This window comes from Lentibacillus salicampi (genome assembly GCF_004565465.1).
In the GTDB taxonomy this organism is placed as follows: Bacteria; Bacillota; Bacilli; order Bacillales; family Amphibacillaceae; genus Lentibacillus; species Lentibacillus salicampi.
Genome location: NZ_SRHY01000010.1, coordinates 1 through 20,034, shown reverse-complemented (window position 1 = coordinate 20,034; position 20,034 = coordinate 1). Strand labels below are relative to the sequence as shown.

Sequence of the window (20,034 nt, the reverse complement as noted above, 5' to 3'; positions counted from 1 at the left end):
CCGTATGGCTAAACGTAAAACATTGGAACAAAAGAAGGAAGAAGTAAAGGACCTGACAACGAAAATGAATGACGCCATTGATTATTATTTTGAGTCGCCGGAACAAATGAATGAGTTAATGGCGTTTATGTTGAAGTTTTATCATTATTCACCGAAGAATGCGGCGCTAATTCGTAATCAATTTGAAGGTGCGCAGGCTGTCGGTAGCTATAATTTTTGGAAGGATAAAGGATTTCAAGTTCAGAAAGGTGAAAAAGCCCTTAAGGTTTTGGTGCCAAATAAAACGGCGCCAAAATTCAAAACGTCTGAGGGCAAGTGGAAAAACATGAAATATGCAACGGATCAAGAGAAAGAACGGGTTGATAAAGGGGAACTGGAACAATGCAAAAGCCGATTATATTTTTCCACCGGCAATGTGTTTGATATAAGTCAGACGAATGCCAAAGAAAGTGATTTGCCAGAGATTTTCCCGAATAAGTGGATGGAAGGTGATGTTGCCAATTATCAAACGATGCTGGCGAGTATGCATAGAATAAGCGACAAGCTGAATGTCACGATTGGCGAGCCGTTTGATGAATTGGGAGCAGCAAAAGGAGCCTTTTATCATAGCGTTCATGACAAAAATAATGGCCATATTGGATTGAATCCCCGAAATGGTGAACTACAGAATGTCAAGACATTATTGCATGAACTCGGCCATGGCAAGCTGCATAACCCAAAGAATGAAAATTATCAAGCTATGCCGGCAGAGGAAAAGGAATTTCAGGCGGAAATGATAGCTTATGCGGTAGCATCTTATTTTGATATTGATACAAGCGATTATTCTCTTCGTTACTTGGCCAATTGGACACAGGATAAAGAGATGAAAGATAAAGCCAAACTCTTGGACGATGTTCGTCAAACGGCTGTTGAATTTATTGATGAAATAGAACCTGATTTGGTAAAAGAACGTGATAAAGAACAAGAGCAAGAAAAGGATATGTTGTTACTGGAGTACGGTATGAATCAGGTTATTGATGTAAAGGAAATATCTTTACAGGAAATGAAGTCATTTGCCAAAGAGAATACAAATGGTGATGCATCTATTAAAATTCAAGCATCTGAGGATCTAACGGAACGAGAGTATCTGAAGCATTTTAATGAAGTATTTGCAAGTAAATATGCTGTCATCGATAAAACAATTGATGAACCGCAGTTATTGATTCAGTGGTCGGAAGCACCTGAGTTAAAGGATAATACGATGTATCCTTTTGCAGAGGTTAATGAAAAGATGGAAGCATTAGAGGAAAAGTATCAGCAGGAATCAGGCTATCGTAAAACCCGATACCGTGTCGTTCTTCCGGCAAAAGACCATTCAAACCTGCCAAACGTTGTGAGTATACCAGATAGATTGGATATCGGTGATGGGGCGTATGTCCATCCTTATCATCATATTCGAAAAGTGGGAGAGATGAAACCAGAACATCAAAGAATTTTAGATGATGCTTACCACAATCACCTAATTGAAACAGAAAAAAAGGGGTTAGAAGAGTTGAAGATACAACAGCAACCAGAGCAGGTACAAAATAATTATGATGACGGCTTATATTGGTATGAAATGTGTCAACGTCCAGTATCGTTAGGCTGTCAGCCAAAAGGGTTTGTTGAATTTGACGATGATGAAGGAAAACATGGAATTGTAGCTTACGATAGGGAATTGACGAATAAGGAACTGAATGATTATGAGATGAAAGAATGGGATGTCAAAAAAGCGAAGGAAAAGATAGTGTGCCATGTTCAAGAAAAAGAGATGGGGTTGTAGGGGGATATCTTGATGGCATACCTATGTATAGAGTTCTATGGAAATAAAGTTCTTTACTTTGGTTTATAAAACTATTGACAAAATAATTGGAATATTTTTCGGTTATATTGAATCGATTTCATTAAATTGTTTTACTAAGAGGATTGTTACTGATTAGATCAAGCAAGACCGAAGTTTTCCCTTACTTCGGTCTTGCTTTTTTTATTATATGGAAATGTACTTTTGGATATGGGGTGTCATTGTAAAGATTCTAAACAATAACGCTCTTCTTTCAGTGGGTGGAAATATTATATGTAATTCGTTAAAATTACGTATATTTTGTTGACGGGATATTTTATGAATGATATGATTTAATTGCATTTAAGTAATTTTAAAGAATTACTTAAAATGGGAGGGTGGGATATGAAGCTTGAAGACATTGTTACTGTTAAAGTAGGAAGAAATATTTCCAGAGTAAATGATAAACATGATTTAACTTTAGATACCTATACGTATGAGAATCTAATGGATGATTTAGATGGGTTGTTTCTCAATTCGAATGCTAGTTATTATAGTGTAAACTACAGTGATAAAGACAATCATTTGAGTAAACCAGGAGAAGTCGTTTTCAGCTTTGTTAGTTCCAAAGCTGCCATAGTGAGTGATGTAAATAAAGGAAAGATTATTAATCAAAACTTTGCTAAACTTATTATTGAACATAGACAATTGGATCATAGCTATCTTTGTTATGCGTTGAATGAATCACACTCTATGAAGAAGCAAATGGCAAATTCGATGCAAGGAAGTACTGTACGAAAATTGACGCCAGCTATTCTTAAATCTTTGGACATGGGACTACCAAGCATGGAGAAACAACAGACGATAGGAAATGCTTATCTAAATTTAAAAAAACGTCAAGATTTAGCAAGGAAACAAGCTGATTTCGAAGAGATACTTTATTTAGAAGTATTAAAGCAATTAGATCAATAATAGAAAAGTGGGGAATATATTATGTCGGAATTAAATTCAAAATTATTTAGTGCTGCAGATAGCTTGCGCAGTAAAATGGATGCATCCGAATACAAAGATTATTTACTAGGATTAATTTTCTATAAGTACTTATCGGATAAGTTATTAGTGAAAGTTGTGGAACTAGCAGAAGAATCACTGGAAAACTATAATACACAAGAAAAACAATCCCAATTATATCGGAATTTATTAGCAGATGGAGATATAAAAGATGACTTGATTGAAACATTAGTCGATACGTTAGGACATCATATGGAACCAGATTACTTATTTAATGTATTGGCTGATCAAGCGAAACAAAATACGTTTCAATTGAATGATTTAAATAAAGCTTTTATTGATTTGTCCACGAAATACGATCAATTTAGTGGTTTGTTTGATGATGTAGACTTGACTTCCAAAAAACTCGGTTCAGACGATCCACAACGAAACATTACCATTTCCGACGTCTTGAAGAAATTAAGTGAAATTGATGTTATAGGACATGACGGTGATGTAATCGGGGATGCTTATGAATTCTTGATTGGTGAATTTGCTTCAGAGGCTGGAAAGAAAGCAGGCGAATTCTATACGCCAAGTAAAGTATCGGACATGATGGCTCAGATAGTAGCAGTCGGTCAAGAGAATAGAAAATTATTTAGTGTCTATGACCCAACGATGGGATCAGGTTCCCTGATGCTGAATGTACGAAACTATATTAATTATCCAGAAAGTGTAAAATATCACGGACAGGAATTAAATACAACAACGTATAATCTAGCAAAGATGAACTTAATCTTGCATGGTATTGGTAAAGAAGATATGCGTTTACGCAATGGGGATACATTGAATGAAGATTGGCCAACAGATGAACCTTATACTTTTGATTCAGTCCTAATGAATCCTCCATACTCTGCTAAATGGTCTGCAGATAAAACATTCTTAGATGATTCTCGTTTCAATCGTTACGGGAAGTTAGCACCAAAATCAAAAGCAGATTTCTCCTTTCTTTTACATGGTTACTACCATTTGAAAGACTCAGGAATAATGGCAATCGTCTTACCACATGGTGTATTGTTCCGCGGGGCTGCAGAAGGTGTAATCCGGAAGAAATTACTGGAGGATGGAAGTATTGATGCGATCATAGGGATGCCAGCCAACTTGTTCTTCGGGACATCCATTCCAACAACCGTTATCATTTTAAAGAAAAACCGCAACAATCGTGATGTATTATTTATTGATGCAAGTAAAGAGTTTGAAAAAGGAAAGAATCAAAATAGACTTACCAAAGAAAATATTGATAAGATTGTCGAAACGTATAAAAACCGAGAAGACGTGGAGAAATATGCTCACTTAGCTTCTTTTGAGGAAATCAAAGAGAATGATTTTAATTTGAATATTCCTCGGTACGTAGACACCTTTGAGGAAGAAGAACCTGTGGATATGGCTGCGCTTAGTTCATCCATTCAAGACATTCGAAAAGAAAAAGCAGAACTAGAATCGAGCTTGTATGAAACGATTTCTTCACTACAATTTGATAAAGAAAACGAAGAATGGATTAAAGGGGCATTAGAGGTGTTTAATCGTGAAAAATAAGCAGATACCAGAAATTCGCCTTCTGGGATTTACTGGAAAATGGGAACAGCGTAAGTTGGGGGAAGTGTTTGAACAGACTTCTAATCATCTCAATCCAAAAGAAGAAAATCTTGAGTTGTGGAGCCTAACTGTTGAAAATGGACTAACACCAAAAACAGACCGTTACAATAGAGAGTTTTTAGTTAAAAAAGAAGACCAATTTAAGTCTGTTTCAAATAATGAATTTATATACAATCCTATGAATATGACTTTGGGTGCAGTTGATTTAAATTTGACTGGAAAAAAGGTTGCGGTATCGGGATATTACATCACAATGAAGTCAAAGAATGGTTTTGATAGTAAGTTCTTTAGTGTTTGGCTAAAATCTTCCTCAGCCATAAAGATGTATAAAACGTATGCAACAGGCTCACTAATTGAAAGACAACGAGTACAGTTTTCAACACTTTCTCAAATAAAAGCCTTGGTTCCTTCAGAGGAGGAACAAATTCAGATTGGAGACTTTTTTAAGAAACTAGATGACACAATCACTATTCAACAGCGAGAACTAGACATTCTCAAACAAACAAAACAGGGATTCTTGCAAAAAATGTTTCCAAAAGAAGGAGAGTCTGTGCCTGAGATTCGTTTTCCAGGGTTTACTGGAGATTGGGAACAGCGTAAATTAGGCGATATGTCGAATGGTTTTGAGTATGGACTTAGTGCAAGTGCAACTGAATATGATGGAAAAAATAAGTATATTCGAATTACTGATATTGATGATGACACTCGTGAGTTTTTAAAAGATAATTTAACATCACCCAATATTGATTTACCAGCGGTTGAAAATTATTTGGTTAAAGAAGGAGATATACTCTTTGCACGTACAGGTGCAAGTGTTGGTAAATCTTACATTTACAATAAAAAGGACGGTAAAGTTTATTATGCAGGATTTTTAATTCGAGCAAGAATCAGACCTGAATACGATCCTGAGTTTATTTTTCAAAATACACTTACTTCAAAATATAGCAAATTTATCAAAATAACCTCTCAACGATCTGGACAACCTGGTGTAAATGCTAAAGAATATGCAAATTTTACAATGATGGTACCAACTTATGACGAACAAGCCAAAATCGGTAATTTTTTTAAACACCTAGACGAAACGATTGCCCTTCATCAACGTGGATTAGAAGCCTTGCAAGAAACGAAAAATGCATTCCTGCAAAAAATGTTTGTATAAGCACTTAGAAGGGAGAGAGAAACATGACAAAGAAATCCCATAACGATGAAGCTGCAGTAGAACGTCGGCTCATTGAAGTGTTAGGGGAAGGGTATAATCAATGGAATTATCGTCCTGATTTAAAGTCTGAATATGACCTCTGGAAGAATTTACGAAAAATCATCACACAAAACAACTTATCAGAAATTGGGGAACACCCCATTACGGATAAAGAATTCGACACGCTTAAAACAGAACTGTTATTAAAAACAAAAACCCCTTTTGATGCTGCAAAATGGCTCAAAGGGGAGAATGGCATTGCTCGTATTACAATTGAACGGGAAAATGCTTCTTTGGGTCCGATGTCATTGGTATTGTATTCGAATCATGACATAGGCGGAGGAATCTCTACATACGAAGTCGTTCACCAAATTGCAAAACAAAAAACAAATATGGATGATCGTGACCGTCGCTTTGATGTAACTCTCTTAATCAATGGCTTACCGATTGTTCAAATAGAATTAAAACAAGCTAGTGCCAAAGATGGTGTATTCCAAGCGTTTAATCAGATTAAGAAATATGCAGAAGAAGGCATGTTTAGAGGAAATATCTTTTCCACACTTCAATTATTTGTTGTTTCCAATGAGCAAACAACGCGTTATTTTGCAAATGCGATGCCAAAAGACATGCATGGAAAATTTCTATTTAGTTGGCGAACGACGGACAATCAAAAGGTAGAAAATCTCTATGAGTTTGTGAAACAGGTTTTAAATATACCAGAGGCACACCGGTTAATTGCTGATTATACAATTGTTAGTGAAGATCAAGGCAATAAAACATTAATGGTTTTGCAACCCTACCAAATTCATGCCATCCAAGCCTTATATAAATCTGCTATGCAACATAAGTCTGGATTTGTTTGGCATGCAACTGGTTCTGGAAAAACATTAACAAGTTTTGTATCTACCAAATTATTAGCTCAAAAACCAGGTATCGATCGTACGATTATGCTCATAGACCGCAAAGACTTAGATAACCAAACGACTTCAGAGTTCACAAAATTTGCATCGGAATATAATACTGGCATCTCTTCTGGTAATGCAAGATCTAATAGTTTAATTGTTGGCACTGGTAGCGCAAAAGAGTTAAGTAGTACATTGCTTTCAGATGCTAATACCAATACAGTTATTATCACGACTCGTCAAAAGCTAGAAACTGCGTTACGCCATGCGCAAAAGATAGAAGAGAATAAAGGTACACAACGCTTTAAGAAATTACTTGGACAACATATCGTTTTTATCGTTGATGAATGTCACCGTGCATTAAGTGCAGAGGGAATGGAAAAGATGAAAGGATATTTTCCTAATTCTACATGGTTTGGCTTTACAGGCACCCCTATATTTAATGTCAATAAAAAGCAAGCGAAAGGGCAATTAGCACGCACGACTCGTGACCAGTACGGAGATCAATTGCACACCTATACAATTAAAAACGCATTAGAAGATGGTGCTGTTTTAGGGTTTCAAGTAGAACATGAAGATACGATTGGACCAACATCACTTAGTAATAATATTTTCGAGCAACTACGTCAAAATGAAAAGTATGCAGACTCTACAGATGATGAAATAAATGATTTAATTGATCAAATGGATGGTATAGAAAAGGAAACATATATTGAAAACTCTTCTTTTGAAAAGGATGAACATATTCAAAAGGTCATTCATAAGATTTTTAGGCCAGATAATGCTTATATGAAATTTGATTTTCAAAATGGCCGCCCTCAAAAATCTGCCATATTAACAACGAGTTCAATCGATATGGCAAAACGGTATTATCATGCCATTAAAGAAATGACAAAAGATCCAGATTGGCTAAATCAAGAATTTGCTAACCATCCCATTCGAAAGGGACGTACAATTGAAGACCCAGATTTTCCACGAGTTGCTATCACTTATTCGTTAGAGGAAAACGAAGAGAATGCAACAGAGAATCAAGAAGAAATGAAACAAATTATGAAAGACTATAATGGTTATTACGGTACAGCATGGTCCTTAGAAAGTGTAGAACGATATAATGGTGATATTAATAATCGATTAGCTCGGAAGAAAGCAGAATTTAAAGAGTTTGGCAAACAAGTAGACCTTGTCATTGTCGTTGAGCGTTTATTAACAGGGTTTGATGTACCAACCGTTCAAACACTCTTTGTCGATCGGAATTTAAGCTATGCGAATTTGATTCAGGCTTTTTCCCGAACAAATCGGACGTATCCAGAAAAAACAAAGGGATTAATCGTGACCTTTCGAAAGCCTTATACAATGGAACAAAATGTACAGGAAGCAACAAAGGTTTATTCCAATGAGCGAGAAGAATCTACATTGATTTATCCAACGTATGAAGAATCAAAGAAACGATTCAAAAAGGCACATAAAGCATTACAAACAATTGCACCTAATATAGAGGATATAAACGAACATACACCTCTTGTAACTCGAATTGAATTTGTGAAGGCATTTCAAGAATTAAATAATTCCTATGAAGCGTTAGTAACTTATAACGAATATAACGATGATGTGGAATATTCCAATGCACTTCAAGATCAAGTTATGACGATAGGAGAAACTGTCGGAATATATAACACTGTTAAAGGATCGCTGAAGGATGAAGAGGAATCTGAAGAACCAGAAGCTGATTTCTCTGATATCGAATTCTACGGCGAAAATTCGGCTAAGATTTATGATATCGATGCAACCTATATTGATAAACTATTAGAAACCTATTCAGCTAATAATAAGAACATCCGTGAGGATATTGAAAATGCGCTTCAAAAACTAGAGAAAACAGAAATTGTTAAAAATGTATACCGTGCGATTTTAAACGCAATTGATAATGAAGAGGTAGATGAAGATGAGGATATTTTCATCATTAAAAGAGCATTCTTTACAGAAGCAAAAAATAATACGGTTGAAGCGTTTGCAAACACATGGTTTGTAGAAAAAGATTCATTACATTTATCTGCAATTCAATATGTGATTGGGATGGATCCAATACCGAATATTAGTGACATCATTAACAGCAGGGATTTTGATAAATATAAAAATGTAAACCCTGATGCCAAACCACTGAAATATGGACCGGAAATGAAGCGTCAGTGGAGGAAGACATTGGATGAAGTGATTGTACCATTGGATGATGAATTGAGGTAGAGTTGACTATTCTTTCACTTTATATCTTTAAAAATTGGTGAATCACGTATTTCATTGATTTAAAAATAGTGATTAAGATAGAATAAGAGATATTTAGAAAACTAAATGAGGCAAAATTTAAAGGTACAATGAACGGTTGATGAATACTTAATGCTAGTCTTTTCACTTAAAGGGGGAGTTTTTATTGTTTCTTAAAGAAGTAAAGTTAAATAATTGGAGAAAATTTAAAGCGTCTGAAGATGGAAGTCCAGGTCTTGTTCTTCGCTTTAAGAAAGGATTAAATATTTTAATTGGCGAAAATGATTCTGGTAAGACTGCGATTATTGACGCAATTCGTATGGTCTTAGGAACAAATAGTAGAATGACAGATTGGGTTACAGATGAGGATTTTTCTGAAGAAACAGAGAGCTTAGAGATAGAGTGCGTATTTAGTGACTTATCTGAAAAAGAGGAAGCTTACTTTTTAGAATGGTTAACTACTGAGGGAAAACAACTTGAAAAAACTTCTCTGCGAGTTATATTAAGGGCTAATAAATATTTAGATGTCAATCAAATTGAAAAAATTAATAAGGATATTGTAGCTGGACCTATAAATCATGAGCAGGGGATGCATTCTATTGCACAAGAATACTTACGTGTTACATATTTGAAGCCATTACGCGATGCCGAAAATGAACTAAAACCGGGATATAGGTCACGTGTAGCCAAAGTGATTGAAGGACTAGAAGCTTTCCGTAGTGACGATAAGAAAACTGAAGTGATAGAAGACTTTGAAAATGCGTTCAGTGCTTTGGAACACAAATTAAATGAACCTGTTCTAGACAAGGTGGATGGACATTTAAAAAGGCTTTTATCTAGAACAGACTCTAGAGAGGCACAAATTCAAAATAAATCTCTTACTTTTCAGGAAGTATTACGGCGTTTAGAACTTAATTATGATGATATTAAGAGTGGTTTAGGGAGTACAAACATATTATTTATGGCATTAGAGTTAATTGCATTAAGAGAACAAGAAATTGGTGTGCAATTGACATTAATTGAGGAAATTGAAGCACATTTACACCCACAGGCTCAATTACGTGTAATTAAATCCTTTGAAAAATATTTAGCAGATCATCCTTCTTTGAATGCTCAATATATTTTAACAACACATAGTCCGACCTTAGCGGCATCTGTAAAGTTGGAAAACTTAATTTTAATATTTAACGACAACGCTTTCCCTATGAGTGAAGAATATACTAAACTTGAAAGCGATGATTATAGGTTTTTAGATCGCTTTTTAGATGCAACAAAAGCAAATCTTTTTTTTGCGAAAGGGGTAATTCTTGTGGAGGGATTTGCTGAAAATATTTTAGTGCCAGCTATAGCAGAAGCAATTGGAAGACCTTTACATCAATATGGAATATCTGTAGTGAATGTACAAGGAACTCAGTTTAATCGCTATATTCCAATCTTTTTAAGAAAAAAAGAATCAATGAATTTTCCTGTATCCGTAATAACAGATATGGATGTTTCACCAGAAAGTCATTATCTACATAAGTCGGAAGAATCGGAAAAAAAATATTCACAAATTAACAAGCCACAAACAATTCAAGAAATTAAAAACAAAATTAACAGTCATTGGACCAATGAACAGGCAAAAGAGCATTTTAAAATTTGGGAATATACAATAGAACAAATAGGATTAGTTAGTGAAGATGTTGCAAAAGAAAAAAAGGAAGAATATCAAGACACTAAAGAAGAAATTAAAGTGTTTTTAGCAGAACCTTGGACTCTAGAGCATTCTATTGCTAAAAGCATGTTAAAAGAAGAGTTTGAACAAATTATAGTAGATCTTAGAGATTATAAAAAAGAGGAGACTTCAAGTGAAAAGCTAGAAACATGGAAGGAAATAAGTGATACTCATGACCGTGCAACCAAAACATATCAATTTGTGTTAACTAATTCAATTTCAAAAGCAGTGATAGCTCAACAACTCTCCGAAAAGATTCTAAATTTCACAGAGGATGAAAAGGAAAAGCTAATAAATGATTATGAATTAAAATACATAATTGATGGCATTAAGCATGTGACAGGTGGTGAATTGAGTGCAGACACTTAAAGTACCATATGATACTTTTTCAGATGAATGGTTTAAAAAAATCGAGAAAATTGTTCTGGGAGACTATAAATTTAATGAGGAACAAAAGAAATTTATTCATTATTGTGAGTCCGCGGTGATTAAAGCTGGACCAGGCTCTGGGAAAACTACTGCACTTGCTGCTAAAGTAGCACTTCTACTGAAGAAAATTGAGGTTGAAGGTAGTTTAACGGGTGTTTGTGTTATTACCCACACTAATTCTGCTGTAGATGAGATTCTTAAAGTGCTGAAGAAGTTAGGATATAAAGACATTCCCCATCCACACTTCATAGGAACTGTAAATGAGTTTTTTAATAAATATGGTATGCTTCCTTTTTTAAAAAGAGCAAATAAAGGGTTGGTTGATATATATTTCTCTGAAGAAAAAATTCTTAAGAAGTATTTTCGGAATGAGCTTGCTAAAAAACATCCTTGGTTTAGAGCAACTGGTCAAAGTTATATTCAGAATTCAAACGGTGTAATAGAGAGGTTAATAAATTCCCATTTGTATTTTGATACGGACGGAAAATTAAATACAGAAACATTTCAACATGGATCATTTGATAAGTATAAGGATGACTATTTATTTTCTAAAAAGGAAAGTTGGAAAAAGGGTCTTTTTCATGTAAATGACACATTTAGTTTAGCGCAAAAATATTTTAAGTTTGATAGTGTAAAAAGAAGACTTCAAGGGCGTTTTAAATATTTATTAATGGACGAATTTCAAGATGTCTCTCCACTAGCACTGCAATTACTTAAAAAGGTATTTCTTTTGGAGGGAAATATATTTCAAATGATAGGCGATAGCAATCAGCATATTGCATATAGTAACCCAGAGGTTTCGACCAAGGGATTTAAAACTTATTACTTAAATCAAACAAACCGTTTTGGTGATAGCATCGCTACTGTATTAAATAAAATGTTTCAAGATAATTTAAAACCAACTGAGTCTAAGAAATCGTTACAACCGATTTTACTTTTGTATAAGGATCCAAAAAAATTATCTGATTGCTTTAAACTAATATTAAATCAAAAAGATATAATGATGGCAAATGAACATACAGCTATGTTAGTAGCAGCTCGATCCCATGCTCAAATATTGGGTGGAAAGATTAATAAAACTAATAAACAGAAATTAGAATCGACTTTTCAAAAGGCTAAAAATGAAATCTACCGATTGTTGGCAGAAGAAACAAAATTTAATATACAATCAATTAAAAGGGAATTACAAAGAGAGTACGCAAGTTATGATTTGAAAATCAATAAGACACTAATCGAATATTATAGAGGTACTGCCAATCATACTTTAATAAGGGATTCAATTAACTTATTTTTAAATGTTTTTGGATCAAATTCTAAAATAAATAAAACCAATGGCTTATTTAGGATATTGGAAGAATTAAAAGAAGTTGAATCTATTAGTCCAACAAAGATATCCGATAAAAATTCAATGAAAACCATACACGACCTTAAAGGACAGACTTTAAAAGCCAACATGGTGTATCTTTATAAAAATTCTCGAGAAGAACATGGTTTTTTAAAAAGCTACACCTCTTTACTAGAACCCCCTAGATATTATAATGACATAAATAAAAGAGTTGTTTTTGTTGCAATGAGTCGCGCTACTACTTTTTTAGCTGTAGCATTGCATGTGGATACTTACGATAGTTTGACGGAAGAGGCGCAAATGAAATTGAAAGAAGATTTTATAGTTCAAAGGGATAGTAAGATTTTAAAAGAGCATACGAGTAAATCTATTTGATTTTGCCTTTTAAATGGGGGATTGAAATGGGGTTGTAATTCATTATTTGGGGTTGGGTAATATTATTATTAATCATATTAGTGTATAATAAAAGCCCGTTGCATCAAGTTCCTTTGTGGATTGTTTGTTTCTGTCATGGTAATATCAACAGCCTTCTAAGCTGTGAGTCCCATAAGTCTCAAATGATTTTGGACAATAAGAGTATTATTTACACTGAAACTTATATGGGGCAAGGGTTTATGTGAGGTTTGAAAAACCTCACATAAATCAACAAAAACATGAAACTGAGTGAAAGTGAGTTCTTAATTACCAAGCCCTTAATAACGCAATGTGCTGAAATAAGGCACAACATGCGAAACCCCAAATAAAACAGTCAAGTACGGACGGGATGATGTAAACCTTTTCGCTAAATAAAAAAGACAGGGGCCTCCTAAATTGCCAGGAGCGTGAGCTGATTAAGTAAAAAATATATGGTTTAATCATAATCTAATTGCTTCCAAAAACCTGTGGATAAGCATATATAATATACAGGTAATATACAAAAATAGCTTTAACCCCTTATCTTACAATGACTAATAATTCTCAAAACGCATCAAAAGTTCTTTTTTCTGATTGGAAAGACAAGAATTCGACTAGGTAAGTCGGGTGTAAGCGTAAAAATAATCCCCACATGTTACACAGATGGGGATTATTTGACGCTTACTTTGCAATTCATTTCACCACTCCCTCTATTTATTTCGACTTCCTTAAAATATCGCTGTTTTTCTCACCTTTTCTACCATATTTGATGAAGCCATCTGATAAAGCTGAAGGCTATACATCCGTAAAGGAAAAATATGGAAGTGTTTAGTTAACCTTGATACACTTAGCGCCCATATTTCTGAAAACTAAGAAAAATGTATCGTATGATTGCACCTTGGGTGTTTTTGCCCAACCCCTCGAAAAGGTATATTTCAGAATAGTCAAACATATATAGTGCTCAATATGATTCAAGGATTAAAAATTAGTTTCGTATTCCTTGACCCTTCTGTAAAACGTGTTGCTTTTCATGCCTACTCGTTTCATGGCTTCTACAGCCGTGATTTTGTTTTGTTTCCATTCGGGATAGACAGCTTTAAAGGTATCATCAATCTCGTATTTCTTTCTGCCGAATTTAATGCCGTTTTGCCTAGCTATTCGAATCCCTTCTTCCTGTCTTTCCCTTGTTCGTTTGCGTTCGTCCTCGGCCATATAACTCAATAATTGCAGGATTAAATCGGAGATCAAGGTTTCAATCCCGTTTAAATCTTTGTATTTCATCGTGTTAAGCAAAGGCATATCTAACACGGCAATATCAATTTGTTTGGATTTGACCAGATCCTGCCATTCATCCAGTATCATTTGTTTATTACGTCCCAATCGATCCAGTGACTGAATGTACAAAGCGTCTCCACTTCGAAGCATCCGTTTCATTAATTGATATTCTGGCCTTTTAAAGTCCTTACCACTTGCCTTTTCTACGAATATATAATCTTCCTCAATGCCGACTTCTTTAGCGGCAGAAAGTTGTCTCTCCAACGACTGGTCTTTGCTACTGACCCTTGCATAGAAAAAAGATCTCATGATGATTGTCCCACACTTTCCAAAAAATAAATGAACGATAATTTTTGACCACGAATGTTATTCGAATACCCGTAACATATATCTATTATATTTCCTTTTCAAAACATCTACAAGTTTATAGCCGTGTTTCAAATTAAATTATGTTATAATTATGACATAATAAAATAGAGATAAATAGACTCTTTCAAAAAGTAAACTTTTTGAAACAGGGAAAGGAAGGGGAAACTATGACTGTTGAAACCACTGGAACCCACCAAAAACGAATAAGCATTCTGGGGGAGGATGAATTCAAAGCACTCTTTGAAAGGCCGCATTTTACATATGAAGATCGCTGTTATTATTTTTCTCTTTCCCAGCCCGAGAAAGAGTTGCTACAAAGTCTGCATTCCTTTAAATCTAAAGTTTATTTCGTGCTGCAACTTGGTTATTTCAAGGCCAAGCACCTATTTTTCACATTTGATCTCCATGAAGTGAAGGAAGATCTTCAATACGTGTTGAAACAACATTTTAATGATAGAAAAATGGTTGATTTGAGTACCGTTCATAAGTCAACTCGTTTCAAGCAGCAGCAACTGATTATGGAACGATTCGATTACCACAGTTGTGGTCCTGAAGAAAGAAAACAAATTGAACAAAAAGCCTATCATGCCGTTACAATTTCCGGTAAACCGATTTTTATCTTCCGTGAAATCATGAATTATTTAAATGAACAACGCATTGTTGTGCCAGGATACAGTTTTATTCAAGAAACAGTGAGTCAGGCGATCACCTTTGAACAAAATCGACTAACAGCCATCATGCAGAACCATCTAAAACAGTCCGATATTCAGGCCTTGAGGACATTGCTCGAGGATACCCAAGGGTTGTATGAAATAACACTGCTCAAACGTGAACCCAAGGATTTTAGCCTGAAAGAAATCAAACGTGAGATTGACCGAGGGAAGCAAATCCAGTCTTTATATCAACTCGCTCACACACTGTTGCCCAAATTAGGCGTTTCAAATGAAAGCATCAAATACTTTGCTTCGTTGGTTAATTATTACTCTGTTTACAAACTCAAAAGGCTGGATGAGTGGCTGGTGTACGTTTATTTATTATGCTTTGTTTATTATCGCTATCAACGCATGAATGACAATCTGATTAATACCTTAATTTATAATGTTCGGCTACATCGATGAATCCAAGTCAACGGCTAAAGATCAAATATATCAGCACTATGCGGAAAATCGACAAAACATGAAAAGGGCTGGCGAGGTGCTTCAATTACTCACCGACGATAGCATTGAAGCCGACACCCCTTTTGGCGATATTCAAGCGAGAGCCTTTGCTATCTTGGAACGCCAAAAACTTACTAATCTTGCCGATCAAATCGCCACGAATGCAAAGTGGAATGAAACAGTTCTCCAATGGGAACACATTGACCAATTAGCTCGTCAATTTAAACGTCATTTACGCCCTTTACTGCTTATGGTTAATTTTGCAGCTCCCTCCAAAAATGATCCACTCATGGAGGCCATTGATTTTATAAAACGGGCTTTTCATCAAAATAAATCGTTAGGGCAATATGCTGCGGAAAGTTTACCCCAGCGATTTATATCGGATAATATAAAGCGTTACGTTTATGAGCAAGAACCTAATGGAGAAAAGATCATCAGGGTAGATCGCTATGAGTTTCTTATTTATCGGCTTTTACGTAACCGACTGGAAGCAGGGGATGCTTTTTGTCGTGAAAGCATCCGATTTCGTAGTTTTGAGGATGATCTCATTGATGATGAAAAGTGGCAACAAAAAGATAAACTATTGGTTGACGCCGGTCTAACAACCTTCTATCAACCTATCCATGAACATTTAGCCGAATTAAAGCAACAGCTTGAAGGGCGTTTAACAGAGGTCAACCAACGAATTGCGTCTGGCGAAAATGAACATGTCCATAAAAAACGGGGACGCTATGGTCGATGGGCACTTTCCAATACTCGAGATACGGAATCCATCAATCATACCTTTTTTGATGCACTGAGGCCGATTGATATTGGAAGTGTTTTACATTACGCCAATCAACACTGTTCTTTTATGGAAGCGTTTGATCACATTTTAGGTCGTTATGCCAAACAGTCAAGAGAGGATCACGTTTTAGTCGCTTGTCTGATTGCTTGGGGTACAAACATGGGCTTAGGAAGAATGGGGGAAATCTCTGATATCCGTTATCCTTCGCTTGTAGCTACGTCCGATAACTTTATTCGATTAGAGACGTTAAAGGAAGCCAATGATCGGATCAGTAATGCAGTAACAGAGCTTCCAATCTTTCACCATTACGATATAGACGATACCATTCATTCCAGCAGTGATGGCCAAAAATTCGAGACGCAAATCAATACCATGAATTCGCGGCATTCACCTAAATATTTCGGCTTGAAAAAAGGGATTGTTTCTTACACCATGGTTGCTAACCATATTCCCGTCAATGCCCGGATTATTGGGGCGAATGAGCATGAAAGTCATTACGTATTTGATATCCTATATAACAACACAACTGACATTCAGCCTGAAGTGCATTCTACCGACACTCATGGAACCAATGAGGTTAATTTTGCCATTCTTCACTTTTTCGGTTATCAGTTTGCCCCTCGATACAAGGATATTTATGGCACCGTAAGCAGATCATTATATGGCTTCCGACATCCAAGCCAATATGGCGATGTATTGGTCAAACCCGTTCGAAAAATCAACACAAATCTGATTGCCGAGGAATGGGAGAATATCCAGCGTATTGTTTTATCTTTGGCGCTAAAAACCACAACACAGAGTATCATCGTTGGGAAATTAAGTGCTTATGCTCGTAAAAACAAAACCAAGCGTGCATTGTGGGAGTATGATAACATCATCAAGAGCCTATACTTTCTAGATTACATTGATTCGCCACCCTTACGCCGAAATGTGCAACGAACCTTAAACCGGGGTGAGAGTTACCATAAATTACGCCGAGCCGTGTCGCATGCTAATTTTGGCAGACTACGTTTTAAAACCGAACAAGAGCAACAAATTTGGAGCGAGTGCAGCCGTCTCATCGCCAATTGCATCATCTATTACAATGCCAGCATTTTATCAAATATATTGACTTACAGAGAAAGGCAGGGGAAGGATTCAGATGTATTAAAGCAAATTTCACCCGTGGCATGGCAACACATCAATTTATATGGCCATTACGAATTTAATAAATTCCATGAATCGGTCAACATGGAGGCTATTATTCAGGAATTGGCTCAGTTAAAAGTATTCTCGGAGTAAATCGTTCATTTCTGTGCTAATTTGTATGCTGTAGACAAACCACATGGTTGATAAATTATTGGAATGGAGTTTAGCTTAGAGTTCTTAAGTCGTGTTGATTTATTGTGTAATAATTAACTTTTTGATCATTAAGGTTGCACTTTCCTTTTACAGATAATATACTATTATTAAATCAAAAAAAATTGATATATTAATCGGGAGGTAAAAAATGGAGTTGATAAAAAATGCAAATGAATTAAATGAAGATGCAGCACTCGATTTTTATGAAAAGATGTTCAGTGCCTTAGCGGATAAAATTCGACTTAAAATTATTAATGAAATCAGTCAAAGTCCAAATATGAATTTATGTGTCTGTGATTTAGAAGAAAAATTAGAGTTACAACAATCCAAGCTTTCGTATCACCTGAAGAAATTAGTTGATGCCAATATACTTATACCTGAAAAACATGGCACTTGGAATTACTATCGAATTAATGAAGAACAAATACAGGTTGTTTTATCTAAAGATACTTGTTGTAAGATTTTTTAACAGGTATCTGTTATTTGCTCATTAAATCAAAAAAAACTGATTTATGTATCAAAAAAAGTTGATTAATAATAGGGAAAGGAGTTATACTAATGGCAGATTCCATTATGGAATTTTTAAAAACATTTCTCATGCTATCTGCTGAATTGCTCGCTTTATTTATTGTCGTTAGTTTTATTGTGAGTTTAATTCAACAGGTCGTATCAGAGGAAAAAATTAAACGATTCTTAAACCGGCCAAACAAAGCTGTAAATTATATACTCGGTACATTCTTTGGTGCCGTTACACCATTTTGTTCCTGTTCAACTATACCTATCCTTGCCGGATTATTAAATTCAAAAGTACCATTTGGTCCGTCGATGAGTTTTTTAATAGCTTCACCATTAATGAACCCGGTTATGATTTTCATGCTTTGGGCACTCTTGGGCTGGAAGATTGCACTTGTATATTTTATCGTACTAAGTATTTTCAGTATTGTAGCAGGGCTTATATTTTCAAAACTTAATTTGGCAGAAACATATAAAGGTGTAACGGTTAAAGGAGATGGCTTCTTCAGTAATAATCAAGGGTCTAAAATGAAGCAAGCTCTGAATGATGCATGGGCATTTCTTTATCCAATGCTTCCCTACTTATTTATAGGGGTATTTATTGGAGCATTTATTTACGGATTTATCCCGGCAGATTTCATTACAAAATACGCCAGTGGTGATGGCATATTTTCAGTTATGATTGCTTCTGTTATCGGGGTTCCCATGTACATTCGCCCTGAAACGATGTTACCTATTGCGGAAGCACTGGTCTCAAAGGGTATGTCAATGGGAACTGTTATTGCATTAGTTATCGGTGGTGCAGGTGCAAGTATTCCGGAAGTCGCTATGTTATCCAAATTGTTTAAAAAGAAATTTTTGGTGGCATTCATTGCAACTATTTTAATTGTAGCTACAGGAACTGGTCTTATGATTAATTCAATATTTTAAAGGTATGGTGATATTTAAATGAGTACGGAATCCTCAGTAATCAATCGTTATGGTAGTGCCGCAATTAACCATGAACAAAATCTTTGTTGTCCAGTTGAATACGATACCAAATATCTAAAAATAATTCCTGATGAAATTATAGAAAAGGACTATGGCTGCGGTGATCCTTTAGGAAAAATCAAAGAGGGAGATACTGTTTTAGATTTAGGTTCGGGCGGTGGCAAAGTTCCTTATATTGTTTCACAAATCGTTGGTCAGACTGGAACGGTCATTGGCGTGGATATGAATGATGATATGCTTGCTCTTGCTAAAAAGTATCAACAAGAAATAATTGATACTTTAGGTTATGATAACGTTACGTTCCATAAAGGTAAAATCCAAAATTTAAAACTAAATTTAGATGAATTGAACAAATATATAGAAGCCAATCCAGCAACCAATATACACGATTTTAATGCTATTAATGATCATATCAATTACTTAGAAGAAAAACTTCCAATAATTGAAGATAACAGTATCGATGTAGTCATTTCGAATTGTGTGTTAAATCTTGTCTCAACTAAGGAAAAAGAACAATTGTTTAATGAAGTATATCGGGTTTTAAAAGATGGCGGCAAAGCTGTTATATCTGATATTGTATCTAACATCGTTGTTCCAGAAGAAATGAGAAACGATGAAAACCTTTGGAGTGGCTGCTATTCAGGAGCAATAGAAGAAAATGAATTTATAAGTGCATTTGAAAATGCTGGTTTTTACGGCATTGAAATTGATAAACGGGAAGATACATGGACTACCATTAATGACATCGATTTTAGAAGTATGTGACTGTTATAGCACGTAAGGGTAAAGAATGATTACGGTCAACAAAATGTACCACTAGTGACATGTTATTTACCACCGAATGACAAGAAATGTACCATCAAATGACAAATAAATGTACCACTTACGCGATACCTTCTATATAATTAATGAGCACGC

The 20,034-nt window shown here is 35.2% G+C and carries 11 protein-coding genes and 1 pseudogene; 11 read left to right on the top strand and 1 reads right to left on the bottom strand.

Annotation, left to right across the window (positions count from 1 at the left end; translation table 11 throughout):
- The first annotated feature begins 4 nt into the window (after positions 1 to 4).
- The 7 genes from E4U82_RS08505 to E4U82_RS08475 all read left to right on the top strand — a co-directional run bounded on the left by E4U82_RS08505 (position 5) and on the right by E4U82_RS08475 (position 12,666).
- Entirely contained in the window at positions 5 to 1,801 is a 1,797-nt protein-coding gene (locus tag E4U82_RS08505; protein ID WP_135109773.1) for an LPD25 domain-containing protein, read from the top strand.
- A 402-nt stretch (positions 1,802 to 2,203) separates the two neighbouring features.
- A complete protein-coding gene (locus tag E4U82_RS08500; RefSeq protein ID WP_135109772.1) occupies positions 2,204 to 2,770 on the top strand; it encodes a restriction endonuclease subunit S in 567 nt (188 codons plus the stop codon).
- A 21-nt stretch (positions 2,771 to 2,791) separates the two neighbouring features.
- A complete protein-coding gene (locus E4U82_RS08495; protein WP_135109771.1) occupies positions 2,792 to 4,384 on the top strand; it encodes a type I restriction-modification system subunit M in 1,593 nt (530 codons plus the stop codon).
- Positions 4,374 to 5,603, top strand: a complete 1,230-nt coding sequence (locus E4U82_RS08490) for a restriction endonuclease subunit S (RefSeq protein ID WP_135109770.1) — start codon at positions 4,374 to 4,376, stop codon at positions 5,601 to 5,603. Before E4U82_RS08495 ends, E4U82_RS08490 begins: the two co-directional genes overlap by 11 nt.
- Positions 5,604 to 5,626: 23 nt before the next feature.
- On the top strand, positions 5,627 to 8,785 hold the full coding sequence (locus E4U82_RS08485; RefSeq protein ID WP_135109769.1) for a type I restriction endonuclease subunit R: 3,159 nt from the start codon (positions 5,627 to 5,629) through the stop codon (positions 8,783 to 8,785).
- A gap of 184 nt (positions 8,786 to 8,969) precedes the next feature.
- Positions 8,970 to 10,886 carry an ATP-dependent nuclease gene (locus E4U82_RS08480; protein WP_135109768.1) on the top strand — a complete coding sequence of 639 codons (1,917 nt, stop codon included), beginning with the start codon at positions 8,970 to 8,972 and terminating at the stop codon, positions 10,884 to 10,886.
- Positions 10,873 to 12,666 (top strand): UvrD-helicase domain-containing protein, encoded by a 1,794-nt coding sequence (locus tag E4U82_RS08475; RefSeq protein ID WP_135109767.1) that lies wholly within the window; start codon positions 10,873 to 10,875, stop codon positions 12,664 to 12,666. The genes E4U82_RS08480 and E4U82_RS08475 overlap by 14 nt, the downstream gene beginning before the upstream one ends.
- 996 nt (positions 12,667 to 13,662) lie before the next feature.
- On the opposite strand, the gene E4U82_RS08470 is transcribed toward E4U82_RS08475, so the two are convergent.
- A complete protein-coding gene (locus E4U82_RS08470; protein WP_135109766.1) occupies positions 13,663 to 14,268 on the bottom strand; it encodes a recombinase family protein in 606 nt (201 codons plus the stop codon).
- A 227-nt stretch (positions 14,269 to 14,495) separates the two neighbouring features.
- On the opposite strand from E4U82_RS08470, the pseudogene E4U82_RS08465 reads away from it, so the two are divergent.
- The 4 genes and pseudogenes from E4U82_RS08465 to E4U82_RS08450 all read left to right on the top strand — a co-directional run bounded on the left by E4U82_RS08465 (position 14,496) and on the right by E4U82_RS08450 (position 19,881).
- Positions 14,496 to 17,553: pseudogene (locus E4U82_RS08465) on the top strand (Tn3 family transposase).
- Between the two features lie 208 nt (positions 17,554 to 17,761).
- Entirely contained in the window at positions 17,762 to 18,082 is a 321-nt protein-coding gene (locus tag E4U82_RS08460) for an ArsR/SmtB family transcription factor (RefSeq protein ID WP_135109765.1), read from the top strand.
- Positions 18,083 to 18,171: 89 nt separating this feature from the next.
- Positions 18,172 to 19,056: a permease gene (locus E4U82_RS08455; protein ID WP_135109764.1), complete on the top strand. Its 885-nt coding sequence runs from the start codon at positions 18,172 to 18,174 to the stop codon at positions 19,054 to 19,056.
- 18 nt (positions 19,057 to 19,074) lie between these two features.
- Positions 19,075 to 19,881 (top strand): methyltransferase domain-containing protein, encoded by an 807-nt coding sequence (locus E4U82_RS08450; RefSeq protein WP_245183541.1) that lies wholly within the window; start codon positions 19,075 to 19,077, stop codon positions 19,879 to 19,881.
- The last annotated feature ends 153 nt before the right edge of the window (positions 19,882 to 20,034 follow it).